The 22995-nt window shown below is 36.7% G+C and carries 27 protein-coding genes; 14 read left to right on the top strand and 13 right to left on the bottom strand.

The window, feature by feature from the left end:
* The first annotated feature begins 546 nt into the window (after positions 1–546).
* The 6 genes from AW17_RS18345 (at position 547) to AW17_RS24280 (ending at position 3706) form a co-directional block, all read left to right on the top strand.
* Entirely contained in the window at positions 547–1272 is a 726-nt protein-coding gene (locus tag AW17_RS18345) for a lysophospholipid acyltransferase family protein (RefSeq protein ID WP_029278732.1), read from the top strand.
* A 2-nt stretch (positions 1273–1274) separates the two neighbouring features.
* Entirely contained in the window at positions 1275–1565 is a 291-nt protein-coding gene (gene gatC / locus AW17_RS18340; protein WP_029278731.1) for an Asp-tRNA(Asn)/Glu-tRNA(Gln) amidotransferase subunit GatC, read from the top strand.
* A 114-nt stretch (positions 1566–1679) separates the two neighbouring features.
* Positions 1680–2438: an ABC transporter ATP-binding protein gene (locus AW17_RS18335; RefSeq protein WP_029278730.1), complete on the top strand. Its 759-nt coding sequence runs from the start codon at positions 1680–1682 to the stop codon at positions 2436–2438.
* Positions 2439–2515: 77 nt separating this feature from the next.
* Positions 2516–3064: a cob(I)yrinic acid a,c-diamide adenosyltransferase gene (locus tag AW17_RS18330; RefSeq protein WP_029278729.1), complete on the top strand. Its 549-nt coding sequence runs from the start codon at positions 2516–2518 to the stop codon at positions 3062–3064.
* An 85-nt stretch (positions 3065–3149) separates the two neighbouring features.
* Positions 3150–3371, top strand: a complete 222-nt coding sequence (locus AW17_RS18325; RefSeq protein WP_010603503.1) for a DUF2795 domain-containing protein — start codon at positions 3150–3152, stop codon at positions 3369–3371.
* 176 nt (positions 3372–3547) lie between these two features.
* The gene (locus tag AW17_RS24280) at positions 3548–3706 is read left to right on the top strand and encodes a lmo0937 family membrane protein (protein WP_138823867.1); all 159 of its coding nucleotides are present in this window, start codon (positions 3548–3550) and stop codon (positions 3704–3706) included.
* Between the two features lie 229 nt (positions 3707–3935).
* Here the strand turns inward: AW17_RS24280 and AW17_RS18320 are convergent, their stop codons facing one another.
* Both AW17_RS18320 and queA read right to left on the bottom strand, forming a co-directional pair.
* Complete coding sequence (locus tag AW17_RS18320) at positions 3936–4601, bottom strand: 2-C-methyl-D-erythritol 4-phosphate cytidylyltransferase (RefSeq protein ID WP_029278728.1); 666 nt, start codon at positions 4599–4601, stop codon at positions 3936–3938.
* Between the two features lie 59 nt (positions 4602–4660).
* Positions 4661–5710 carry a tRNA preQ1(34) S-adenosylmethionine ribosyltransferase-isomerase QueA gene (queA, locus tag AW17_RS18315; protein WP_029278727.1) on the bottom strand — a complete coding sequence of 350 codons (1050 nt, stop codon included), beginning with the start codon at positions 5708–5710 and terminating at the stop codon, positions 4661–4663.
* Between the two features lie 200 nt (positions 5711–5910).
* Between queA and AW17_RS18310 the strand changes: the two genes are divergently transcribed.
* Entirely contained in the window at positions 5911–7155 is a 1245-nt protein-coding gene (locus tag AW17_RS18310; RefSeq protein WP_029278726.1) for an ABC transporter permease, read from the top strand.
* Positions 7156–7511: 356 nt separating this feature from the next.
* Here AW17_RS18310 and AW17_RS18305 read toward each other — a convergent pair whose 3' ends face one another.
* On the bottom strand, positions 7512–8708 hold the full coding sequence (locus AW17_RS18305; protein WP_029278725.1) for a pyridoxal phosphate-dependent aminotransferase: 1197 nt from the start codon (positions 8706–8708) through the stop codon (positions 7512–7514).
* Between the two features lie 113 nt (positions 8709–8821).
* Here AW17_RS18305 and AW17_RS18300 point away from each other — a divergent pair, with 113 nt between their 5' ends.
* Genes AW17_RS18300 through bioA form a run of 3 tightly spaced genes read left to right on the top strand, consistent with a single transcriptional unit; the run spans position 8822 to position 11554 of the window.
* Complete coding sequence (locus AW17_RS18300; RefSeq protein ID WP_029278724.1) at positions 8822–9808, top strand: cation diffusion facilitator family transporter; 987 nt, start codon at positions 8822–8824, stop codon at positions 9806–9808.
* The gene (locus tag AW17_RS18295; RefSeq protein ID WP_029278723.1) at positions 9795–10247 is read left to right on the top strand and encodes an NUDIX domain-containing protein; all 453 of its coding nucleotides are present in this window, start codon (positions 9795–9797) and stop codon (positions 10245–10247) included. Before AW17_RS18300 ends, AW17_RS18295 begins: the two co-directional genes overlap by 14 nt.
* A 2-nt stretch (positions 10248–10249) precedes the next feature.
* Positions 10250–11554, top strand: coding sequence for an adenosylmethionine--8-amino-7-oxononanoate transaminase (gene bioA / locus AW17_RS18290; RefSeq protein ID WP_245235098.1), 1305 nt, complete (start codon positions 10250–10252; stop codon positions 11552–11554).
* 415 nt (positions 11555–11969) lie between these two features.
* Here the strand turns inward: bioA and AW17_RS18285 are convergent, their stop codons facing one another.
* The 10 genes from AW17_RS18285 to AW17_RS18240 all read right to left on the bottom strand — a co-directional run bounded on the left by AW17_RS18285 (position 11970) and on the right by AW17_RS18240 (position 19525).
* On the bottom strand, positions 11970–12404 hold the full coding sequence (locus AW17_RS18285) for an SRPBCC family protein (protein ID WP_029278721.1): 435 nt from the start codon (positions 12402–12404) through the stop codon (positions 11970–11972).
* A gap of 2 nt (positions 12405–12406) precedes the next feature.
* Positions 12407–12724, bottom strand: coding sequence for an ArsR/SmtB family transcription factor (locus AW17_RS18280; RefSeq protein WP_029278720.1), 318 nt, complete (start codon positions 12722–12724; stop codon positions 12407–12409).
* Between the two features lie 87 nt (positions 12725–12811).
* On the bottom strand, positions 12812–13228 hold the full coding sequence (locus AW17_RS18275; RefSeq protein WP_029278719.1) for a VOC family protein: 417 nt from the start codon (positions 13226–13228) through the stop codon (positions 12812–12814).
* Between the two features lie 496 nt (positions 13229–13724).
* Positions 13725–14060, bottom strand: coding sequence for an MmcQ/YjbR family DNA-binding protein (locus tag AW17_RS18270; protein ID WP_029278718.1), 336 nt, complete (start codon positions 14058–14060; stop codon positions 13725–13727).
* A gap of 16 nt (positions 14061–14076) precedes the next feature.
* Complete coding sequence (locus tag AW17_RS18265; protein WP_029278717.1) at positions 14077–15450, bottom strand: exonuclease domain-containing protein; 1374 nt, start codon at positions 15448–15450, stop codon at positions 14077–14079.
* Between the two features lie 150 nt (positions 15451–15600).
* Positions 15601–16203 carry a hypothetical protein gene (locus AW17_RS18260; protein ID WP_029278716.1) on the bottom strand — a complete coding sequence of 201 codons (603 nt, stop codon included), beginning with the start codon at positions 16201–16203 and terminating at the stop codon, positions 15601–15603.
* Between the two features lie 9 nt (positions 16204–16212).
* Positions 16213–16566, bottom strand: a complete 354-nt coding sequence (locus AW17_RS18255) for a response regulator (protein WP_051691946.1) — start codon at positions 16564–16566, stop codon at positions 16213–16215.
* 122 nt (positions 16567–16688) lie between these two features.
* Positions 16689–17447: a LytR/AlgR family response regulator transcription factor gene (locus tag AW17_RS18250; RefSeq protein WP_083488763.1), complete on the bottom strand. Its 759-nt coding sequence runs from the start codon at positions 17445–17447 to the stop codon at positions 16689–16691.
* A 163-nt stretch (positions 17448–17610) separates the two neighbouring features.
* Positions 17611–18693 (bottom strand): sensor histidine kinase, encoded by a 1083-nt coding sequence (locus tag AW17_RS18245; protein WP_029278713.1) that lies wholly within the window; start codon positions 18691–18693, stop codon positions 17611–17613.
* Positions 18694–18784: 91 nt separating this feature from the next.
* Complete coding sequence (locus AW17_RS18240; protein ID WP_029278712.1) at positions 18785–19525, bottom strand: LytR/AlgR family response regulator transcription factor; 741 nt, start codon at positions 19523–19525, stop codon at positions 18785–18787.
* Between the two features lie 287 nt (positions 19526–19812).
* Here AW17_RS18240 and AW17_RS18235 point away from each other — a divergent pair, with 287 nt between their 5' ends.
* The 4 genes from AW17_RS18235 to idi all read left to right on the top strand — a co-directional run bounded on the left by AW17_RS18235 (position 19813) and on the right by idi (position 22529).
* Positions 19813–20088 carry a hypothetical protein gene (locus AW17_RS18235; RefSeq protein ID WP_029278711.1) on the top strand — a complete coding sequence of 92 codons (276 nt, stop codon included), beginning with the start codon at positions 19813–19815 and terminating at the stop codon, positions 20086–20088.
* A 175-nt stretch (positions 20089–20263) separates the two neighbouring features.
* The gene (locus AW17_RS18230; protein WP_029278710.1) at positions 20264–21166 is read left to right on the top strand and encodes a MerR family transcriptional regulator; all 903 of its coding nucleotides are present in this window, start codon (positions 20264–20266) and stop codon (positions 21164–21166) included.
* Positions 21150–21986 (top strand): phytoene/squalene synthase family protein, encoded by an 837-nt coding sequence (locus AW17_RS18225; RefSeq protein ID WP_029278709.1) that lies wholly within the window; start codon positions 21150–21152, stop codon positions 21984–21986. Before AW17_RS18230 ends, AW17_RS18225 begins: the two co-directional genes overlap by 17 nt.
* Positions 21987–22529, top strand: coding sequence for an isopentenyl-diphosphate Delta-isomerase (gene idi, locus AW17_RS18220; protein ID WP_029278708.1), 543 nt, complete (start codon positions 21987–21989; stop codon positions 22527–22529).
* Positions 22530–22995: the final 466 nt, after the last annotated feature.

The raw sequence follows: 22995 nt of genomic DNA, 5'->3' as shown, positions 1-22995 counted from the left end.
GATGAAGGGAAGCACAGCATGAGTATAATTAATGCCGTCAGAAACAAAATAGCATTGAGAGTTGCAGCAGTTATAAAAAATCAGGCCAGCTACAAAAATAACTATAATATAGCTGCTTAAAATTTGTTTTTATCATAACAATCATCTCGACCGAAGCGGAGAGATCTATAAGCTGAAATTTTTATTTTCCTGGTGGTTGGTGTCTCACCGAAAAAAAGCGGCATCCTCATAATTTGAAAATGAAAGCTGGTATTTCATCGGAGGCTGTAGTCCTTCTTTCCGTTGCAAGTCCTCGCTGTGCTCCGGGCTTTACACTTCAATAAGGTTTATTAACAGTGGTTTTTGCAAGGACGAAACCGTGGAGAAGTACCTTTCGTCATCTCACTATTTTTTTCGTCATCTCGACCGTAGTGTTCCAAAGGAACTCCTTTGGAGGAGAGATCTTTAAAACGGGTTTCGCCAGTGATTGGTATTATACAACCATAATCTTAGCCCAATGCAATCAGTTGTTTGAAATATCAAACTATTTTATATTTTTGGTTATCTATGATTTATCTTCTAAGACAAGTACACCGGATATGGTTTCTATTCTGGATACTGTTTTTTTTCGCTCTGTTCTATCCAATATATTACATTACCTCACGTAATGAGAAGTATTATAGCATTCTGAATTTTTTCAGAAAAGCCAATAGTTTTTTATGCAGTCTGTTTTCGTGCATTTTTTTTCGTTATCAATATGAAGAAAAGCTAAATCCCAAACAAACTTACATCTATTGTGCAAACCATACCTCTAACCTGGATATTATGATTTTTTGCGTCATGGGGCATGGTAAATTCCACTTTATGGGAAAGGATGAACTGTTGAATAATCCCGTATTGGGCATTTTTTTTAAAACCATCGATATTTCTGTAAACCGCGACAGTAAGATTTCGGCTTTTAAAGCATTTAAAAAGGCTGGCGAAAACCTAGAAAAGGGGATGAGCCTCATTATTTTTCCGGAAGGTAAAATAGACGACCATTACCCACCAAAGTTGGGTGAATTTAAAAATGGTCCGTTCCGCCTGGCTATCGATAAAAATATACCGCTGGTACCTGTAAGTATTACCAATGTTTGGAAAATTAATTGGGATGATGGAGCAAAGTATGGAAGTAAGCCAGGAATTTGCGATATTTACGTCCACAAACCCATAAATACATCAACTTTGACAGATGTTGATTCTGATGTATTGAAAGAAAAGGTTTACAGATTGATTGATAGCAAGTTAGTATAAATATGAATTTAGACGCAAAAACCATCCATAAAATAGCCGATCTGGCCAGAATTCATATTGATGAAAAACAGGTCGATACACTGATCCCTGAAATGAACAAAATTTTGTCATTCATGGAAAAGTTAAATGAACTGGATACTTCAAACGTGAAACCATTGGTTTATATGAACGAATCGGTTAATGTTTGGAGGGAAGATGTGGTTAAGCAGGAAATAGCTACAGCTGATGGTTTGAAAAATGCAGCAAAGCATACCGACCAATTTTTTATGGTACCAAAAATTATTGAAAAATAATGGCGTAATCGTCATGCCGATTAATTCAGCAGCTTTAAGATTAGCATTTGTGCAGTAATTTTTAACCCTCTTGTAACATCTTACCCTTTACGCTTGTCTAAAAAAGAAAAAAACATGGAGAAACCACTCATCACTATCAAAGAAATTGGCCGTAAATATGTTATTGGATCTGAAGTGATTCACGCTTTAAAATCAGTTTCTTTAGATATTAATAAAGGCGAATTCGTAGCATTGATGGGCCCGTCTGGTTCTGGTAAATCAACCCTGATGAATATTTTAGGCTGTTTAGATACACCTTCAAGCGGAACCTATGTTTTAAATGGAACCAATGTGAGTCACATGAGTGATGATGCCTTGGCAGAAGTACGCAACCAGGAAATCGGTTTCGTTTTTCAAACCTTTAACTTATTGCCACGTTCAACATCTTTAGATAATGTTGCCTTACCTTTAATTTATGCCGGAACAAGTAAAAAGGACAGGGATGTAAGAGCAGCTAAAGCATTAGAAAATGTAGGCTTAGGCAATCGTATGGATCACAAGCCAAACGAACTGTCTGGTGGTCAGCGTCAGCGTGTGGCAGTAGCCAGGGCTTTGATCAATAATCCATCTATTATTTTGGCCGATGAGCCAACAGGTAACTTAGATACCAAAACATCAATTGAAATAATGGGCCTGCTGGAAGAAATCCACAGGAAAGGAAATACCATTATTCTGGTTACGCACGAGGAGGACATTGCGCAGCACGCTCACCGTATTGTACGTATGCGTGATGGTTTGATTGAAAACGATTATTTAAATACAGATGTAAAAAATGTATCTCCACGTTTGCAAGCTTTGAAAGATACGGGCAGCGATTGGGAGAAAATCAATTGAGGTTGATGGCGTAAGGTGTAGGGCATAAGGCTTTGAAAGCCCTAAACCTTAAACCTTTCACCTTAAACCATTTCAATATGAAAATCTACACTAAAACTGGCGATAAGGGCCAAACATCACTCATTGGCGGTACCCGTGTGCCTAAATATCATTTACGTATCGAAGCCTACGGAACTGTTGACGAGTTAAATTCGCACATAGGTTTAATTATGTGCCAGGATATTGAGGCGCACGACCAGAAACTATTAAAAGAAATTCAGGATAGGTTATTTACTGTTGGTTCATCGCTTGCAGCAGACCCTGAAACATCTAAAATGAAGATCCCCGATCTGCACGATACTGACATTACCTTGTTGGAAAATGAGATGGATCTGATGAACGAAAAGCTGCCCGCTTTAAAGCATTTTGTTTTACCTGGCGGAAATACTGTCGTTTCTTACTGCCATATTGCTAGATGTGTTTGTAGAAGGGCAGAACGACTCACAGTTGAACTTGCAGAAAATAGCTTTGTAGATGAGCGTGTAACAGTTTATTTGAATCGTTTAAGCGATTATTTATTCGTTTTGGCACGAAAACTGACCGTGTATTTTAAGACGGAAGAAAATATTTGGATTCCGCGGGTTTAATAGTGGAAAAATAAGTTTGTTTTGCTCAAAAATTTTAATATACTTTGCGCAATAATAAGAACAAGAATTTAATTGAATTGACGATATGTATTGGACATTAGAATTAGCATCGCACTTGGAAGACGCACCATGGCCTGCAACTAAAGACGAATTAATTGATTATGGTATCCGCTCTGGTGCCCCAGTAGAAGTAATTGAAAACTTACAGGCATTAGAAGATGATGGCGAACCTTATGAAACCATTGAGGAAATTTGGCCAGATTACCCAACTAAAGAAGATTTCTTCTTTAATGAGGACGAATACTAAACATTAGAAACTATAAAAAACCTTCCAGCTAAACTGGGAGGTTTTTTTTGCCTTACATTTTTTGTTTAATAGAGTTTAATAAGGCCTGGAGAAATAAAATTTACATTTTTTAAACAAAAGTGAAAAGCCGAGTGTTAATACACCAATAATATAACATTACTAAAAAAATTAACACTATGGGAAATTTATTGTATTTAGTCGCAGTAGTATTGGTAATACTCTGGGTGATCGGATTTGTATTTCACGGCTTCGGAGACGTTGGTAATATAATTCACGTTTTATTGGTAATCGCAGTTATTGCAATTCTGCTTAAAGTAATTGGACGGGCAGCGTAAAAAAAAAATATCGCACCGATATTCATTGATTTAGAAGTAGGGAACGCTTTGAAATGGATGGATTAAAAAATAGGCTGTATCATAAAGGCGATTTCACCTCAAATGCTGTCATGTTGTCCAAAGGACTCCTACGGAGAGTTTGTCGAAACACCTTAAAAAGTATTTAACAGGCCCTTCGACAGGCTCAGGATGACAAATCTATATTTATGATACAACCTCTTTTTATATTTTAATTTTTCAACAACAATTCGGCAAGCTCAAGATCAATAGGATAGGTAATTTTAATATTTCCTCTTTCTCCTTCGATGATATTAATCTCATAACCAATAGATTCTACCACGCTTGCGTCATCTGTAAAATGAGCATCGAACTCTTGGTTGTAAGCTTCTTTAAGAATGCTAAGGCTAAAGGCTTGCGGCGTTTGTACTAAATAGATCTCATCGCGTTTTAATGCCGTTGTTTTATCGTCTCTAAGCAAGCGTACGCTATCGCTTGATTGTACGGCTGCAATAACGTTTCCCTGTAGCTCAGCTTCATTAAAACAGTTGTCGATAAGGGATTTGGAAACGAGTGGACGAACGGCATCGTGAATGGCGACATAACTTTCTTCTCCGATAGCATGGATTGCATTTTTCACAGAGTGAAAACGCTCCGTGCCGCCATCGATAACCTGGTGTGGTACGTGGAAATTAAATTCTTCGCATAACCGGGTCCAATAAGCTTGTTGATCTTTGTTTAGAACCAATAAAATCTTAGGTTGGGTATCACTTTGTGCAAAAGCTTTTATGGTATGCATCAAAACCGGAAGGTTTTTGAGCAGTAGAAATTGTTTTGGGGTTTCCGTTTGCATCCGATTGCCAGAACCGCCTGCTACAATTATAGCGTAGTATTTCATAGTTGAGCGTTTAGGGTGTGGCGTTAAGCGCTAAAACCGCCAAACGCCAACCGCAAAACTTATATAATTAACATGGCATCGCCGTAGCTGTAAAATTTATATTTTTCTTTTACCGCAACTTCGTAAGCATTCATTACGTTTTCATATCCGCCAAATGCACTTACCATCATCAATAAAGTAGATTCTGGGGTGTGGAAATTGGTAATCATTGAATTTGCAATACTGAAATCGTAAGGAGGGAAGATAAACTTACTGGTCCAATCGTTAGCCGATTTTAATGTTCTGTTAGCAGAAACAGCCGATTCGATAGCACGCATCGAAGTAGTACCTACCGCGCAGATTTTTCTTTTTTCCTCTAAAGCCTTGTTTACAATGTTCGCATCTTTTTGCTCGATGATAAACTGCTCAGAATCCATTTTGTGTTTGGTTAAGTCTTCAACTTCAACAGTTCTGAAAGTTCCTAAACCAACGTGTAAAGTTACTTCTGCAAATTCTATACCTTTAAGTTCAAGACGTTTCATCAACTCACGGCTAAAGTGTAAACCAGCAGTTGGAGCAGCTACGGCACCTTCGTGCTTTGCAAAAATGGTTTGATAACGTTCTTTATCTTCAGCAGTAGCTTTACGTTTAATGTATTTAGGAAGAGGAGTTTCACCTAAAATTTCAACGTTTTTTCTAAATTCTTCGTCGGTACCTTCAAATAGGAAACGGATGGTACGGCCACGTGATGTGGTGTTATCTACAACCTCAGCAACCAATAAATCGTCGTCGCCAAAATATAATTTATTACCTACGCGGATTTTACGTGCAGGATCTACCAAAACATCCCATAAACGTAATTCCTTGTTTAATTCACGTAGCAAGAAAACCTCGATGGTTGCACCGGTTTTCTCTTTATTTCCATATAAACGGGCAGGGAAAACCTTAGTGTTATTTAATATCATTACGTCTTTGTCATCGAAATAACCTAAAACGTCTTTAAAAATTTTATGTTCAATTTTACCGCTGTCTTTGTGTAAAACCATTAGGCGAGCTTCGTCGCGCTGTTCTGCCGGATTGTTGGCTACTAATGATTCTGGTAAGTTGAATTTGAATTGTGATAATTTCATTCTTGATGAATTTTTTGAGGTGCAAAAATACGAATTTAATTTTTCTTTTCCGTATTTTATCAAACGCAATTTATGTATATTATGTTTTAATCATTTTAAATCAAATAATACAGGGCGATTAATGCATTGTGGACATAAAATTAATTAGTTTTGAAGATAAGCTGTAACCTTTTGAAAAGCTTTGCATCTAACCTTTAATTATGATAATCTTTAGGCTAATAGGCGAGAGTTTCCGTTTTGCATTTGATGCGTTGCGCCAGAATAAATTACGCACCATGTTATCGCTCTTGGCTATAACAATCGGTATTTTTACCATTATTGCTGTATTTTCTGCAGTAGATACCTTTCGCGGTAAATTGCAGTCCAGTGTAGATAAACTGGGTTCCAATACTATTTATATTCAAAAATGGCCTTGGAGTTTTGGTGATAATTACCCTTGGTGGAAATATATGAACCGCCCTCAGCCTTCATTACGCGATTTTGAAGCCCTCCGAGAGAGGATTGAAAATGCACAAGGTGTTACATTCGAAATATCCACTAACGATAGGACGATCAAATACAGAAGTAACTCAGTAGAAGGGATTTCGGTATGGGCAGCATCGCACGATTTTAATAAAACCTGGAATTTCGAGCTTCAGGACGGTCGGTATTTTACCGAAAATGAAAGTAAAAACGGCTCACCTGTTTGTATTTTAGGTTCTGATATAGCCGACGGACTTTTTGATGGAGGTGCGCCAGTGGGTAAACAGGTACAGATTTTAGGAAGAAGATTAACTGTTGTTGGTGTTTTTAAAAAAGAAGGAGAAGATATGTTAGGCACCTCTCTTGATAAAAACGTAAATATTCCGATTGCTTTTGCAAAAGGTGTTTTAGACATCCAAAGCGAGCGTTATGGCCCGCAAATTACGGTTCGTGGTAAGGATAATGTGAATTTAGAAGAAGTAGAAAGCGAATTGAAAGGTTTAATGCGCTCCATCCACAGAATCAGACCCGGCCAGGAAGAAGATTTTGCACTAAATAAAACCACCATTATTTCTAACCAGTTAGATTCGATGTTTAAAATGGTAAATATTGCCGGTTGGGTAATTGGTGGATTTTCGATCCTGGTTGGTGGTTTCAGTATTGCCAATATCATGTTCGTATCGGTTAAGGAACGTACCAATATTATCGGTATTCAAAAATCGTTGGGTGCAAAAAACTATTTTATCCTGCTTCAGTTCATATTCGAATCGATTTCGCTTTGTATTTTAGGTGGTTTGTTGGGTTTATTACTGGTCTTTCTGCTCGCCCTGGGCATTGGTGCGGCCACAGATTTTCATATTATACTGCGCTTGAACAATATTGCCTTAGGTATCGGCATATCAATAGTCATCGGCACTATCTCTGGTTTTTGGCCAGCATATTCAGCATCAAGATTAGACCCGGTAGAGGCCATTAGAAGTTAATTTGCAGTTAACGGTTTCTGGTTTTCAGTTGCAATGCCCTTAGTTGATAAACCTTATTGCAGTGGAAAGCCCACAGCGCAGCGAGGACTTGTAACGGAAAGAAGGACTGGATTCTCCGATGAAATGCTTGCTTTCGTTTCCAAACACCATATCGTCATTTCGAGCGGAGTGCAACGGAGTCGAGAAATCTGTTGCAATAGATCTCTCTCCCGAAAATTCGGGACTGAGCTTCAGGAGATGACGAACCTTTTTTCTTGAGATAACGGTGATATAAATAAAAAAAAACCATGTTAAACTTAATTAACATGGTTTTTTATGATGATGTTGCTAACTGCAAACGGTTGACTGAAAACTGATTAGGCTAACTTACCTAAAGCTTCTTTAATTCTTCTTAATGCTTCAACCAAACTTTCGTCAGATGCTGCATAAGATAAACGGATGTAGTTGTTGTTACCAAACGAATCGCCACCAACGGTTGCTACGTGACCAACGTTTAATAAATATAAAGCCAGGTCTGAAGAATCTTTAATTACATTTCCGTCGGCATCTTTTTTACCGAAGAACGAACTGATTTCTGGAAAAAAGTAGAAAGCACCATCAGGAAGATTTGTTTTTACACCTGGGATTTCGTTTAATAAATTGTAAACCAATTCTCTACGGCGCAAAAATGCTTCTTTCATTTCTAAAACACTGGCTAAACCTTGCTCGTAAGCAACAATTCCTGCTCTTTGCGCAATAGAACAGGTTCCAGAAGTGGTTTGTCCCTGTAATTTATCGTTAGCTGCTGCAATTTCTTTATTAGCGGCAATATAACCTAATCTCCAGCCTGTCATGGCGAAAGCCTTAGAGAAACCGTTAACAATGATTACACGGTCTTTAATGCTGTCGAATTGAGCAATAGACTCATGTTTATCAACAAAGTTAATATGCTCATAAATCTCATCAGATAAGATGTAGATATTAGGATGTTTTTCGAAAACGGCAACCAGCGCTGCTAATTCTTCTTTGCTGTAAACCGAACCTGTTGGGTTACATGGCGAAGAAAACATGAATAATTTCGATTTCGGCGTAATGGCTGCTTCTAATTGCGCAGGCGTGATTTTGAAATCACTTTCAATGTCGGTATCGATAAAAACAGATTTTCCTTCTGCAAGGGTTACCATTTCTGAGTAAGAAACCCAGTAAGGCGTTGGGATGATTACCTCATCATCCGGATCAATCAAAGTTAAAATAACATTCGATAAAGATTGTTTTGCACCTGTTGAAACCACGATCTGAGAAATATCATAATCCAGGTTGTTTTCTGTTTTTAGCTTGTTTACGATTGCCTGGCGCAGGTCTGGATAGCCCGGTACCGGTGAATAACGTGTGTAATTTTCGTCTAATGCCTTTTTAGCCGCATTTTTTACGTGGTCGGGTGTATTGAAATCGGGTTCACCAACGCTTAAACTAATGATGTTAATGCCCTTAGACGCTAATTCGCGGCCAAGTTTGGTCATTTTAAGGGTTGCAGATTCAGATAGACTGTTGATTCTTTTGGATAAGGTGTTCATGGTTAATTACTTTGAGCGCAAATATATAAACCAAATATTATTCTGCACTAAAAAAGACATAGTTTTTCTCATTTAATTTATTCGATAAGCGTATTTTTGAAAAAAATATCCTAGTGTCGGTAAAAAAGAAAGCTATAATAATTTCGCTGGTGGTGAGTGTGGTGCTGATGCTGGCCAAGTTTGTTGCGTACTTTATTACGGGATCGAATGCCATCTTAACAGACGCAGCAGAGAGTATTGTAAATGTAATAGCAGGGAGTTTTGCCTTTTATAGCATTTACCTAAGCACGCAACCCCGCGATGAAAATCATCCTTATGGACATGGAAAAGTCGAGTTTTTCTCGGCTTTTGTTGAAGGGATATTGATTCTGATTGCAGGAGTGGTTATTATTTTCAAATCCTCATACAATCTTATCTATCCTCATTTGGTGGGGGAGCTATTAACCGGAACACTAATTATTGGTATTACGGGCTTGATTAATCTGATTGTGGGCCTATACCTCATAAATGTAGGTAAAGATGAGCATTCGGTTACATTGCAGGCTGATGGCAAACATTTATTAACTGATACTTATACCAGCGGAGCGATTGTTATTGGCTTAATATTAATTCAGCTAACAAATATTATTTGGCTAGATAGCTTGCTTTCTTTTTTGGTAGGCTTTTACATTGTTTATTCTGGTTATAAACTTACCCGTGGTTCGGTGGGTGGATTAATGGATGAAAGTGATTTTACACTTGTTGAAGAAGTAGTAGATGTTTTACAAAAGAACAGGCACAACCCGTGGATTGATGTGCACAATCTGCGTACCCAGCAATATGGCCCTGAATTTCATATCGATTGCCATGTAACATTGCCTTATTATTTTGACTTAAATAAAGTTCACCGCGAAATCTCGCAGATTGATGAACTGATCAATAAAAACGGCTTCCGCAAAGCAGAACTCTTTATTCATGCAGACCCATGCTTGCCTGAATGTTGCCATTATTGCCATATGAGTGAATGTCCGGTAAGGGCAGAGGCCTTTAAAAAGGAAATTGTATGGACGCCAGAAATAGTAATCAAAAATAAAAAACATTTCGAAAATGAGCTACTTTAATGTTAGGGTCTATGGATTGTTAATTAACCAGAATAATGAGGTTTTGGTAAGTGATGAGGAAGAATATAGCTTTCGTTTCAGTAAGTTTCCGGGTGGTGGTTTAGAACTTGGCGAAGGATTAATCGATGGATTAAAACGTGAGTTTGTGGAAGAGTGTGGTGCTGAAATTGAAGTATTATCTCATTTTTATACCACAGATTTTTTTGAGAAATCATCATTTAACGATAGCCAGGTGATTAGCGTGTATTATATTGTTAGAGAAAAAGCGCCTTTGCAATTGGCTTTTAAAGATACCATTTACGATTTCGACGGAGAAGGTGAAATTCTTCAGGCTTTTAGGTGGGTGAAAATTGAAAATTTAAGTATAGAAGATATCACCTTTAAGACAGATAAAACCGTAGGCCAGCTTTTAAAAAATCAATATTCAGTTAAATTATAATCATGATGCCCGATTCGTCCAAACGCCATACTCCAGATTCCCAGCTCAATTTAACTGAACGCGATCAAAAGGTAATCTGGCATCCCTATACCCAAATGAAAAATGCACTACCTCATATCCCGATTGTTAGGGGAGAAGGGGTGTACGTTTTTGATGAGGATGGCAAACGGTATATCGATGCGGTTTCATCCTGGTGGGTGAATATTCATGGTCATTCACACCCTTATATTGCACAAAAAGTAGCCGAACAGCTCAATGTGCTTGAACACGTGATTTTTGCAGGTTTTACGCACGAGCCCGCTGTATTACTTGCAGAAAGGCTTTTACCCATATTACCTGGCAAACAAGATAAAGTTTTTTATACGGATAACGGATCAACAGCGGTAGAAGTAGCGTTAAAAATGTGCCTGCAGTACTGGGATAATAAGGGCAGATCAAAAACGAGGATTTTAGCTTTTAAAAACGCCTATCATGGCGATACGTTTGGTGCAATGTCTGTTAGCGGCCGCAGTATTTTTACCGATGCTTTTAATAGTCTACTGTTCGATGTCGAGTTTATCGATCTGCCAAACGAAAATAACATCTCATATCTCACATCTCATATCTCGAATCTTAAAGATACCGCTTGTTTTATCTTCGAACCACTCATTCTAGGATCGGGCGGGATGTTGATGTACGAAGCTAAATATTTGGATCAACTTTTATCTGCCTGTAAAGACACAGCAATTTTAACCATTGCCGATGAAGTGATGACGGGTTTCGGTAGAACAGGAACTTACTTCGCTTGCGAGAAATTAACTAACAAGCCTGATATTATTTGTTTAAGCAAAGGTTTAACCGGTGGAACGATGCCATTAGGGGTAACCACCTGTACGAATGAGATTTTTGAAGCATTCTTAAGCGACGATAAATTAAAAACACTTTACCACGGACACTCTTTTACGGCAAATCCGATTGCCTGTGTAGCTTCTTTGGCGAGTTTGGATATTTTGTTAAAAAGTGAAACACTTCAGAATATTAAGCGGGTAGAGGCCAAACATGCTGTTTTTCTTGAAGAAATTAAAACGCATGCTAAAGTTAAAGCCATCAGGCAAACGGGAACAATTATTGCAATTGAGTGGGAGACTGGCAATGAAACCTCTTATTTAAGTAATCTGCGTAATTTATTGTATGCATACTTTTTAGATAAGGGAATTATATTGAGGCCATTGGGCAATATTATCTATATCCTCCCACCATATGTCATCAGCGATGAAGATCTCGATTATATTTATGCAGCCATAAAATCGGCTTTAGAAGAAATATAGGTGTTTTTAGGTCGTAGCGAGATGCTACGACCAGTAATTATAACTTAGTTTAAGGCGCTTGTCAGTCTGAGCGGAGTCGAAGACCTTTACGTGTCTGTGCTGTAAGATGTTACCATCTTACACTTCAACTCTTTTATATATATGCTAAGTCAGGTGGTAACACCTGACTTCACTATAAATTCAGAATGGCGAAAGAGTAAAATTATGCTCCTTGTTCCAGATAATTCTTATCTGTGGTGTAAGATGTTGCCATCTTACACTTCATCAAATCTTTTAGATATATGCTAAGTCAGGTGGTAACACCTGACTTTACTGTAAAGCGTATTTAACAGGCCCTTTAACAGGCTCAGGATGACAAATCTATATTTATGATACAACCTCTTCACTGTGAATTCAGAATGACGAACGAGTAAAATTACGCTCCTTGCTCCAGATAATTTTTAAGCGCATCATTAACGAAATAAGTCCAGCCGCCATTGAAACTTGTTTTGGCAAAGTCAGGGCCGTTTTCAGCAAAGCTTTCTATACCACTATGTGTTAATTTCAGCCTTGTTTGCTCGCCTTGCTCAAATAACTCCCAGCTTACAACAGAGTTACCCGGATAACCGTCATAACGCCAGGTGTAGACGAGTTTCCTGCCCTCAACAATTTCTGTTATTTCGCAGAGATGTAAATATTGAGGACCATCATCCGGTCCACCAGAAAACTCAAACTTAAAGCCTACTTCGGGTTTAAAGTTTTCCAATTGAAAATACCACTGTTTAATTTCATTGTTATCGGTTAAAGCTTTCCAAACTTTTTCGATAGGGGCGTTATACACCCGTTCTACAATAACTGGTTCGTTTTCCATCTTTATTTTGATTTAGTGTCTTTTGATAAGTGTATTTCTAAAGCATCTAATTTGCTCGTCCAAAAAATACGGTATTGTTCTACCCATTTTGATACTTCTGCTAATTTTTGAAATTGTATGTTACAGTACCGGTCACGGCCTTGTTGGGTAATTTCTACTAAACCGCATTCTGTTAAAACTTTAATGTGCTGTGAAATGGCAGGTCGGCTCATGTCGAAATTTTCGGCAATTGCATTTAGATTTAAGGTGTTATGCGCAATCAGATTAATGATTTCTCTTCGGGTAGGATCTGCAATGGCTTGAAATACGTCTCTTCTCATAAAATTAATTGCGTAAGTAATTGCTTACAAATATAAGTGTAAGTAATTGCTTACGCAAATTTTAGTTTGTTTTTTAAATGATAAAAATTAACCCAAGGGCATTTTATTCATATCCATATAAAGAATACTCCATCTTTGTCCATCCAGGTCAACAAAACCACAGCCATACATCCAGCCGTCTTTGTAACCGGGCTCGCCATAAAGTGTACCACCGGCAGCTACAACTTTTTCCGCCAGATCATCTACTTCTTCCGGACTTTCTGCGTCAAAAGAGAATAATACTTCACCGCCATTACGTTTATCGGCAATACTGGTTCCTGCAAAACCTTCGTACAAAGCCTCTTCAAAAAGCATAATCGCTAAATTACTTTCTCCTACTAAAAAGCACGCCGAATCTTCGCGGGTGCCATACTGGAGGTTAAGCGTAAAACTGAGCTGCGTGAAGAATGTTTTTGACTTGTTAATGTCCTTTACCGGAAGGTTTATCCAAAGTGATTTTATCATAACGTTTTATATTTGATGTAAGTAAAGATAGGTAAGCAGCTATAGCGTTGCCCTTGCTAAAAAAGAAAATTAACTGGGCTGTTTGAGACAATTTAGGTTATCGTGATTAGCTTATATTTTCTTCCATTCCTTATATGGTTAAAGAATTGCGGCAATATTGCGCCTTGTAAAGCATAGTACTTTATTAACCTGAGTTCGATTATTAAATCTCATTTTTTTTGTGACGTTTTAATCAAGTTTTCAGTTAAGGCGGTCGTCACCCTGAATTTATTTCAGGGTCTTTCACGCTAAAAAGATGCTGAAATAAATTCAGCAGGACGATAAAGCTGGATTAGGCGTGTATAAGATATGATTTTCAGCTAATAATTATCGAACTCAGGTTATTAGCCTAGGTTTTATAATCTTATAGGCTTAACCGGTTAGTGAAGTTATTGTACTAATTCTTGCCATGTACGGCATTTAAGGGCATTTCAGCTCATAATGTTAAGAATTGTACTTAAGCTTTGTACTTTTCTGAAAGGTTCTTTGAGGCTACATTGCAATAAGAAAGTGTAAGTGCGTCGATAAGCATTTCGGCTGTTAATGCTGTTAGGTCAAAAATTGTCCAACCTTGTTTGCCCCAAGCCCCGCTAGCTGGCCATATGCTGTTCCGATCAAAATCACAGAAAACAGACTGATCAATTGCTGATAATTTAAATGTTGCCTGCTTTTTCTGGGTATTTAGCATAGCAAAGATCTTTTTATTTACCCGGAAGGAAGTTTTTTCGAAATGTGGCAATTCAATAACTTCATCAAAAGATAGGCAATGAGCTATAAATATTGATGAATCCATGGCGTGTAGTTAAACGTTACAATTTATACAATTTCTGTGGGTGTTGTTCCGCGTAGTTCAGAATTAAATTTAAGATATAACTGTTGGACTGATAGATAGAAAGATCATTTTTGATTGGCGCCAGACCGTCAGCAAGATAGTTCTTATCGGTGAAGTAGCCCATTCCATAAAATTTTCCATTCTCTACAACCAAACAGCTAAACTCGTTGTCTTTTCTACCCTCATCCACCAATGCGAAACTTGGTTGTTGTTTCTGGATATCGGCCAATGCTGTGTTTAATTTTTTATTATAAACACTTACAGTTTCTATTCCGCTGCAGGCACCAAAACATTGCCCATTTTCGTGTGCATAACATTTAGTGGCCGTTTTTTGCAGGTAACAGAGCTTAGCACAAAGCTGGTATTTATCAACAAGTTGGTTTAAGAAATTATAACCTTCCAATAAGCTGTTAAAACTCTGGAGGGCGTTATTGTTTTTTTTATGTTTATCTATCGCTAAGCGCAAATAGCCGTTTTGATCCTCGAAAACATATAAATCATATTTATGCTCATAACGCTTCATTGCCCGGTTGTTTTCAGGCCAAAGGCGTTTAATTTCATTGGCTTCTAAAATTAAGGCCATCAGTTCGGTACCACAAATTACATGGTCTACATGATGAATAGTGCGTAAAAAATCCTGGCGTTGCCGGTTAGGTGTATTGCCTGTAAAATGGCTGGTTACGCGTTTCTTAAGGTCTTTTGCTTTTCCAACATAAATAATCTTGCCTTTACTATCCTTAAAATAATATACACCAGGTTGATGAGGTAACCTCATGATAGAAGCTTTATCTAAGTGCGGCGGTAAAACCTGCTCTTTCGATGTTTTCTTCAGCATTTCCGCAATTATGCCTTCCTGATCATTTTCTAGCAATAAATTGAATAGGATACTGGTCGCATCTGCATCTCCCGCTGCCCGGTGTCGGTTTTGAATCGGGATTTGCAAGGCTGTACAAAGTTTTCCTAAACTATATGAAGATTTGCCAGGAATTAGTTTTCTGCTCAATCTTACCGTACACAGCTTTTTGCATTGTAAATCATATCCTGCAGCTGCCAAATGATGCTTCAAAAAGGAATAATCGAAGTTTACATTGTGCGCCACAAAAACCTTATCGTTTAATAACTGATAAATCTGTAAAGCAACATCATCAAAAGTTGGCGCATCCAACAACATGTTATCATCAATACCTGTAAGCGCCGTAATGTAAACGGGTATAGGCTGCTTCGGATTAATTAGGGTAGTGTAAGATTCAACTATTTCATTGCCATCATGGATGTTAATGGCAACCTCGGTAATACCATTTGCTGAGGCATGACCACCAGTGGTTTCGATATCTACAACTGCGTATAACATTAAATTAATTTGAAATACAAATCTATGCTAAAATAATTAGTATTAAAATAATTTTGATTATTTCTTTAGCATAAAAAAACGGTTATGTATATAACGTAACCGCTCTGGTATTTTGTATGTAAATATTTAAAGTTTACTTAATAGCTTGCTTCAATTAGGTTTGATGCCTATAGAAATCGGTACAGTGTTAAAAGCCCTGTTCTGGATTTTACTAAAGCCATACATGTAACTGGCCTCGACAAATAAATTGGCACCTCCAATATTATATTCAATACCGGCCCCACCTTCGGCAATACCCAAACCATTTGATTTATTATCTTGGGTAACCTGCAGGGTTGTGGTATTCACGCTAGCCTGAGGCGTAAGAATAAAACCGCCACCAGCACCTGCAAAACCATAAAAAGCCCATTTGTTTACAATTTTACGGTACCCTAAAGCAACATTTAGCAAGTAGGTGGTTGCCCTGCCTTTTTGTAAGGTATAGGTGTAGCCCGCATCTGGCGTTATCTGGTTAAAAGTAAAAGCATGTAAACTTGCTTTAGGGTATAAGAACAAACCACCTTTACCCAAACCCAAGTTTAAACCTAATGATGTTGAAAATTTCGGCTTAAAATAATCCGAAGTTTCGCCCATTGGGAATGCAAAGCCAATTCCACTCATGGAATAGAGTTTATCTGGTCTGCTTTGTGCTTTTACTTTGGTTGATACTGTTGCACGTAACAACAGAAGAGATAATAGTAATTTTAATTTCATATCTGTTTTTTAGTTTTCGGTTAAAGCACTTACTTTTTGGAGCAAATCTGCCATATTAAAGGGTTTTTCTAAATAATCGTCGGGATGGTATTGTTGCGATGTGATATAGTTTTCATCATACCTGGCCGATGCCATAATAACAGGGATGCGCGTTGTTTCGGGATTTAACCTTAACTCTTTAAACACAGCACGCCCATCCATCCCATTTAACATAATATCTAGAATTATCAGATCGGGACTAAAATCTCTTATTGTTTTAAAAATATGTCGTGGCGATAGTAACGGATAAACTTTATAATGTTCGGTTTCTAATACATCCTGGAAAACTTCTAATACATCTGGATCATCATCCACAACCAACACTCTTTTCAAAACAGATAAATCAATTAATAATAAAATAGATTATCCTAATACAAAGTTTTAGATGTAATGTTTTGATTATGCGTTAAAATTGATCCGATGCTGATGTCCGAACCTATTAAAGACTATATTATGGTGCCTGGACGGGGCTTTTCCTGAAGTAAATTGTTTTTGATAAAATTTGCGAAAAGTTCTATATATGTGCCTGTAACAGTAAAAGATGTTTCGCCGGAAAGCAATATTTTATTACCGAGTACACTTTTGATATGCTGTTTTGCAATAACAACAGTAGGGTTAATCTGGATAAATGCCGAATGCTTTTTTAACATTTTCAAAGTCTTGGTAAAATTAGATTTTGAACTTAGAAAAGCATTTTTTGTAGTTTTAAATTGAATATCTTCCCCCATCTCTTCTATGGCAATCAATTCATTCAGATCTATTCTTACCAAATCAGCATTTTCTCCTTGTAAAGGGATGTAAAAGAAATGATCGTCGAAAATGGAAAAAGGATGTTGTTCTTTTTTTCCAGTTGGATAGAGGTTGTTTATTGTTTTCGTAAAATGTAAAATAGAGTAGGGCTTAAGCAAATAAGCATCCGCATCAACTTTAAAAGCATCAATGGCATACCGTGGGTGCGCCGTAGTAAAAACCAGGTGTTTTGTTTTTTGTCTTAATAGGGTTGCCAGTTCGATTCCGGAAAGTGAAGGCATTTCGACATCCATAAAAATAATGTCGACAGGATTAGATACCGATATTTCTGCCAGGGCTTGGAGCGGTTCAGTAAAAGTTTGGATAAGCCTTAAATCAGGCAGTTTCTCCATATATGCTATTAAGCTCTCTAGGGAATGAGGGTCGTCATCAATAGCGATGCAACTTATTGACATTTTTTATAGGTTTAGTTGATGCAAATTACAATTTCAACCATTAAAATGAAAAAAAAACACATTCGAAACGGATTTTTATGTATTCGGCAAGGAAAATCAGCTTTTCATTTGAAATTATTGTGTAATTTGAAATTTTAAACTAAAGTTATTAAAGCAGGTTTTCTTATTTGATTTTAATAACCAGCATTACTTTGAAAAACTGGTCTGAATCAGTAAAGTAGCTGAATTCAGCATTTTTGCCATAACTGTAAGCTAAACGCTTCTTTATGTTTTCCAATCCGGAACTTAAGCCTGAGTTATCTTTAATTGCTTTTATTAAGTTTGAAGTTTCTATTATAAGTTGATGATTTTTGATGCTCAAATTCACTTCGGCAGGATGTGCTGGCGTAAGCAGTTCGCCATGTTTAAATATATTTTCTACCAAAGTGGTTAATACTAAAGGAATGATTTTAACATTACGAATTTCATCATCGTACCAAAAACGGAGCTGCACCTGGTGATCTTTACGGAGCTGGTGCAGGTTGATGAGGTTTTCTACCTGATTAATCTCCTCATCAAGCAAAATAAATTCTTTATCCTGATTGCCGTCAACCGAATAGCGCATCATCTCTGCAAGGGAATGAATGGCTTCTGCAGCAACCGGAGAAGAATCTTTAGCGTTTTGATAAATAAAATCTAAAGTATTAAATAACAGATGAGGCTGTATCTGTGCCTTTAAAAAGGCATTTTCTGATTTAGCTATTTGGATAATGTTATTTAACCGTTGTTTTTCCAGGTCTTCAATCTTTTTCCGTTCTTCGAGAAAATTAAGGAGAAAATAATAACTGGTAGCGAAGCACATAAAGTATATGGCCCGGTAAATCGGTCCAGCAAAAAAAGCTGCATTAAATATCAGTTTAATAGGACCATTATAATCTGTATAATTAATTACGATATAATCTAAACAAACCGTTAATATTAAATAAGCGCCCAGTTCGAGTAAAATAAACAGGGGTAATTTCCACCATCTTTCATTGATTTTTTTCAGGGCAAAAGCCAAAACTATATGCGCGTGGAAATAAAATGTAGCGATGTTTAAGCTATAAAAAATAACATAAGTGCTCAGTGTAGAGAATCTGCCAACAAAGATGCCGATGATGATGGCCTCGTAAAATATGAATATCGTCCACCCTAAAATATGAAGTTTTTTGTCAGAAAACCAGGCTGAAATTTTGTGTAATTTGTTTTTTTTAGCGATAAGCGTCATTGGCTAGTTGATTGAGGAACGGCTATATATGCTGAACAATAAAACCATAAGCGTTTAATTGTTTAGATAACGAAAATACTAAAAAATTAGTTTAAGAGCGGTTAGTTTTAATCGTTTTCTCTTTTATGTAATCCTGTATGTTCTCCCGGTAATTATTTCCAATGTTGATGGTTAAATCATTGATCATTTTTAGGGTACTGCCCTCTACTTTCTCAATGTAGTTTTTAGCAATAATAAATGAGCGGTGTGCCTGGGCAAAATTCTGATAGTCTTTTAAAATGATTTTTATCTCTGATAATGCAATGTATGACACAATGGTTTCGTTTAGGGTAAAAATCCGGACATAGTTTTGCAGGCTTTCTATCGCAACGATATCCGTATACCTTACCTTAATCAAATTGTTCTTCTCATTTTTATTTCTTACAAAGAAATAATCATCCTCTTTTTTAATACTAACATTCGGTAAGCTGGGGCTAAGGGGAAATAATCTGTTAATGGTCTCCGCAAAACGGGCAAAGGTGTATGGTTTTAATAAATAAGCGCTTGCATTCATTTCAAAAGCTTCATAGGCATATTTAGAATGCGAAGTGGTGAAAATTAATTTGTCTGTTTTATGCCTTATTGCTTTAGATAATTCTAATCCCGAGATCATAGGCATATCAACATCTATGAAAATAATGTCAACATGATCTCCTGCAGTAATTTCGTTTAACGCCTGTAACGGATCTGTATAAGAGTTTATTAAATGGATGTTTGCAAGATGATTGATATATGATTTTATACCGTTGACGGCGTGAATGTCGTCATCAATTACGATACATGTTAATTTCATTAGGCGTGTTTTAAGGTTAAACGAAATTATAGGTTGCTTTTTAAATAAAGAAATTATTTTAGGCCTGCAACGATGTTTAGTTGGTTTTTGTAGTAAATATGATACGTATATGTTTTTTTATGCAAGAGAGATGATCAGCGAAAACCGATGATAAGGTTTTTACAAAAAGAATAAAACAAATTTATTTAATTACTTGTATAACAATATATTGTATTTTGAATCGTAATTATTAATAGATATATTTAATAACCAAAATAATCATCCCTAATTACCTAAAACAATATCCCATGAAAAATAGAATCCGCACCGCCAATAGATTAAACGTGTCTATTACTAAAAAGGTTATTGAACTACAGGAGCAAGGTTACGACTGTGATTTTCTGCTACTGGCTAACGGTAGTTTACAGTGCATGCAAACTAACTTAAGCTATCCGCTTAGTACAGTTGCTATTAAACAAAGGGAGCATGGCTACGATTTCTTTAGCCATTCTTATAAAAATGTGCATACCATAGAAACAGGTAACGGTGAAAGAGGTGTATTGCTTACAGAAAAGGTGTTTTAACCGGTTAATTATGTCTTTAATCAGTAGTTAGAATTTACTGTGTTTAGCAGGTATTTCATGCGGACTCAATTATTACGATGCGTTGCAATATCAGACGATATATTTATGGCATTTTAGTAAAAACTTTTTTTTCTTCTTTTTGTTTAAATTTTATTGAATATATTTAAACAAAATAATGACCTATTCTATTTCAGATCTTGAACAGCTTTCGGGCATCCATTCTCATACCATCAGGATCTGGGAGCAGCGGTACAATGCGCTGAGTCCGATGCGATCTCAAGGCAATACGCGTTTATATGATGATAAGCAGCTTCGAAGACTATTAAACATCGTAAGCTTAAATAAAAGCGGTTTAAAAATTTCTAAAATCTGCAGCCTTTCTGATGAAGCGATTGATAAACTTCTCGACCAACAGTTTTCATATCCCACTGATGATGAGCAGGCAGATTATGTTTCGCAACTTATTAGGCATGGTTTGGCTTTTGATGAGCACTCATTTAATCATTTAATTGATCAAAGCATTGATCAGTTTGGACTTTCTGACTGCTATCGGAAAATAATGTATCCATTGTTGGTCCGTTTGGGCTTAATGTGGCGAAAAGACGATATTTGCCCTGCACACGAGCATTTTTTATCAAACATTATCCGTCAAAAAATATTTACGCATATCAATAATCTTCCTTTAACAAGACATGCTGGCGAAAGTTGGCTTCTTTTTTTACCGGAAGACGAGGATCATGATATTGGGCTGCTTTTCGCCAGTTATATGCTAAGGATGCATCATCATCAAGTTATTTTTTTAGGCAGCAAAGTTCCGTTGGATTCAGTTAAGCGGATATTTTCCACATTAAATGTGGGTCATGTTTTGCTTTTTATGATAAAGTCAAGATTGGAACCTGCCGCACAAAAATACATAGATCAATTGTCTGAAATATGCTCATCCGCTAAGATCCATCTTGCGGGAAATAGTGAAGTTATCAGTAAACTAAACAATATCGATCACATCAACTGGTTTAAAACGCTAGATGAATTTGAAAAAACAATACAATACCTTTTTTTACATGAAAGAAATTTTTGATCAACTATCTGCCAATTGTAGCCGGCTTACCACTAAGTTGTATAGTACCAGCTTTTCTTATGGTATTTACTTTCTTGGTAAAGAACTGCGTCAACCCATACACTCCATTTATGGCTTTGTACGTTTAGCAGATGAAATTGTAGATAGTTTCCATCACTATGACAAGAATTTTTTACTAGAAAAATTTAAGGAGGATACTTTCGAAGCCATTAACCTGGGCATTAGTTTAAACCCCATTTTAAATTCATTTCAAAGGGTTGTAAATCAATACCAAATAGATCAGGAGCTGATTGTTCTTTTTCTAAGGAGTATGGAGATGGATCTTTCTACGCAAAAATATACACCGGAACTTTACAACGAATATATTTTAGGCTCTGCAGAAGTGGTAGGTTTAATGTGTTTAAAGGTTTTTACCAATGGTATCGATGCAGATTACGAACAATTGAAGCCTTACGCTATGAAATTGGGCTCTGCATTTCAGAAGGTTAATTTTTTGAGGGATGTGAAGGCTGATCATCAAACACTTAGCAGGAATTATTTTCCAAATGTTAATTTAGCCCTATTTTGCGATCATCAAAAAAAAGAAATCGAAGAAGAAATTGAGGCCGAATTTGCAATGGCCTTAACTGGTATTAAGCAGTTGCCCACAGCATCCAGAAATGGCGTATATTTGTCTTATATCTATTATAAAAAATTATTTGCTAAGATCAAGCGCTTAAGTGCTGAAAAAATTATGACTGAAAGGATAAGAATTTCGAACACGCGTAAAGTTGGTTTGATGTTTGGTTCTATTATCCGTAATAAGTTAAATGTAATTTAAATGGAAGAACAAGTTATTCTGGTTGATGAGGAGGATGTGCCGAAAGGACAGATGGATAAAATGGAAGCGCACGAGAAAGGTGTATTGCACCGTGCCTTTTCTGTTTTTATTTTTAATTCTAAACGCGAACTATTACTGCAGCAGAGAGCAATGAGCAAATATCATTCTGCAGGTTTATGGACGAATACCTGTTGCAGTCATCCTCGGATTGGAGAAAGTAATATCCATGCAGCAAAAAGGAGATTGATGGAAGAAATGGGGATGGGCTGTGAGTTAAATTATCTGTTTAAATTTACCTACAAGGCAATATTTGAAGATGGGTTAACGGAACACGAGGTTGATCATGTTTTTTTTGGCATGAGTGATGAATTACCAGTTATAAATCACGATGAAGTAGAAGGCTTTAAGTATATGGATTTGGAGACCTTGGCACAGGATATTACGGTTAATCCGAGTGCTTATACGCCGTGGTTAAGAATCTGCTGGGATAAAGTTGTAATGCACGCATCAACGGCTAAAACAAAAAACGGGCATACAGCCTAAGCCATATACCCGTATCTAAATTAACGCTCTCAAGGACAAATATAGGAACAGTTTGTAAAATTCCCAAAAGTTTAACATTTCTTTTACTTTAAGATTATAGTTCGTTGTTTTGATAAAAGTTGTACAATAATTTAAACGCTTAACATTTAGTGGTTTATATTTATGAACGGAAATTTTAAGCCGAAAAAATATTTTTAGCTAGACATATAGTTTTTGGCATTTTTTACAGAAATAAGTTTGCCGGTGTGTTTTTTCGAGTTCTTTTTTCTCCATCGTATGCTTAAGCGGGCACTCTTTCTTACTAACCTGAGTTCGATAATTATTTGCTGAAAATTATATCTTATTTACGCCTAATCCCGCTTTATCGTCCTGCTGAATTTATTTCAGCATCTTTTTAGCGTGAAAGACCCTGAAATAAATTCAGGGTGACGACCGTCTTAACAGAAAACTTGATTAAAACGCCACA

It is taken from the genome of Pedobacter borealis DSM 19626, from assembly GCF_000708285.2.
Taxonomy (GTDB): Bacteria; Bacteroidota; Bacteroidia; order Sphingobacteriales; family Sphingobacteriaceae; genus Pedobacter; species Pedobacter borealis.
This window is presented reverse-complemented; position numbering and strand designations above follow the sequence as displayed.

Excerpts from the sequence above, each read along its gene's own strand:
- AW17_RS18345 (WP_029278732.1), top strand. The coding sequence starts at position 547 with ATGATTTATCTTCTAAGACAAGTACACCGGATATGGTTTCTATTCTGG.
- gatC (WP_029278731.1), top strand. The coding sequence starts at position 1,275 with ATGAATTTAGACGCAAAAACCATCCATAAAATAGCCGATCTGGCCAGA.
- AW17_RS18335 (WP_029278730.1), top strand. The coding sequence starts at position 1,680 with ATGGAGAAACCACTCATCACTATCAAAGAAATTGGCCGTAAATATGTT.
- AW17_RS18330 (WP_029278729.1), top strand. The coding sequence starts at position 2,516 with ATGAAAATCTACACTAAAACTGGCGATAAGGGCCAAACATCACTCATT.
- AW17_RS18325 (WP_010603503.1), top strand. The coding sequence starts at position 3,150 with ATGTATTGGACATTAGAATTAGCATCGCACTTGGAAGACGCACCATGG.
- AW17_RS24280 (WP_138823867.1), top strand. The coding sequence starts at position 3,548 with ATGGGAAATTTATTGTATTTAGTCGCAGTAGTATTGGTAATACTCTGG.
- AW17_RS18320 (WP_029278728.1), bottom strand. The coding sequence starts at position 4,601 with ATGAAATACTACGCTATAATTGTAGCAGGCGGTTCTGGCAATCGGATG.
- queA (WP_029278727.1), bottom strand. The coding sequence starts at position 5,710 with ATGAAATTATCACAATTCAAATTCAACTTACCAGAATCATTAGTAGCC.
- AW17_RS18310 (WP_029278726.1), top strand. The coding sequence starts at position 5,911 with ATGATAATCTTTAGGCTAATAGGCGAGAGTTTCCGTTTTGCATTTGAT.
- AW17_RS18305 (WP_029278725.1), bottom strand. The coding sequence starts at position 8,708 with ATGAACACCTTATCCAAAAGAATCAACAGTCTATCTGAATCTGCAACC.
- AW17_RS18295 (WP_029278723.1), top strand. The coding sequence starts at position 9,795 with ATGAGCTACTTTAATGTTAGGGTCTATGGATTGTTAATTAACCAGAAT.
- bioA (WP_245235098.1), top strand. The coding sequence starts at position 10,250 with ATGATGCCCGATTCGTCCAAACGCCATACTCCAGATTCCCAGCTCAAT.
- AW17_RS18285 (WP_029278721.1), bottom strand. The coding sequence starts at position 12,404 with ATGGAAAACGAACCAGTTATTGTAGAACGGGTGTATAACGCCCCTATC.
- AW17_RS18280 (WP_029278720.1), bottom strand. The coding sequence starts at position 12,724 with ATGAGAAGAGACGTATTTCAAGCCATTGCAGATCCTACCCGAAGAGAA.
- AW17_RS18275 (WP_029278719.1), bottom strand. The coding sequence starts at position 13,228 with ATGATAAAATCACTTTGGATAAACCTTCCGGTAAAGGACATTAACAAG.
- AW17_RS18270 (WP_029278718.1), bottom strand. The coding sequence starts at position 14,060 with ATGGATTCATCAATATTTATAGCTCATTGCCTATCTTTTGATGAAGTT.
- AW17_RS18265 (WP_029278717.1), bottom strand. The coding sequence starts at position 15,450 with ATGTTATACGCAGTTGTAGATATCGAAACCACTGGTGGTCATGCCTCA.
- AW17_RS18260 (WP_029278716.1), bottom strand. The coding sequence starts at position 16,203 with ATGAAATTAAAATTACTATTATCTCTTCTGTTGTTACGTGCAACAGTA.
- AW17_RS18250 (WP_083488763.1), bottom strand. The coding sequence starts at position 17,447 with ATGTCAATAAGTTGCATCGCTATTGATGACGACCCTCATTCCCTAGAG.
- AW17_RS18245 (WP_029278713.1), bottom strand. The coding sequence starts at position 18,693 with ATGACGCTTATCGCTAAAAAAAACAAATTACACAAAATTTCAGCCTGG.
- AW17_RS18240 (WP_029278712.1), bottom strand. The coding sequence starts at position 19,525 with ATGAAATTAACATGTATCGTAATTGATGACGACATTCACGCCGTCAAC.
- AW17_RS18235 (WP_029278711.1), top strand. The coding sequence starts at position 19,813 with ATGAAAAATAGAATCCGCACCGCCAATAGATTAAACGTGTCTATTACT.
- AW17_RS18230 (WP_029278710.1), top strand. The coding sequence starts at position 20,264 with ATGACCTATTCTATTTCAGATCTTGAACAGCTTTCGGGCATCCATTCT.
- AW17_RS18225 (WP_029278709.1), top strand. The coding sequence starts at position 21,150 with ATGAAAGAAATTTTTGATCAACTATCTGCCAATTGTAGCCGGCTTACC.
- idi (WP_029278708.1), top strand. The coding sequence starts at position 21,987 with ATGGAAGAACAAGTTATTCTGGTTGATGAGGAGGATGTGCCGAAAGGA.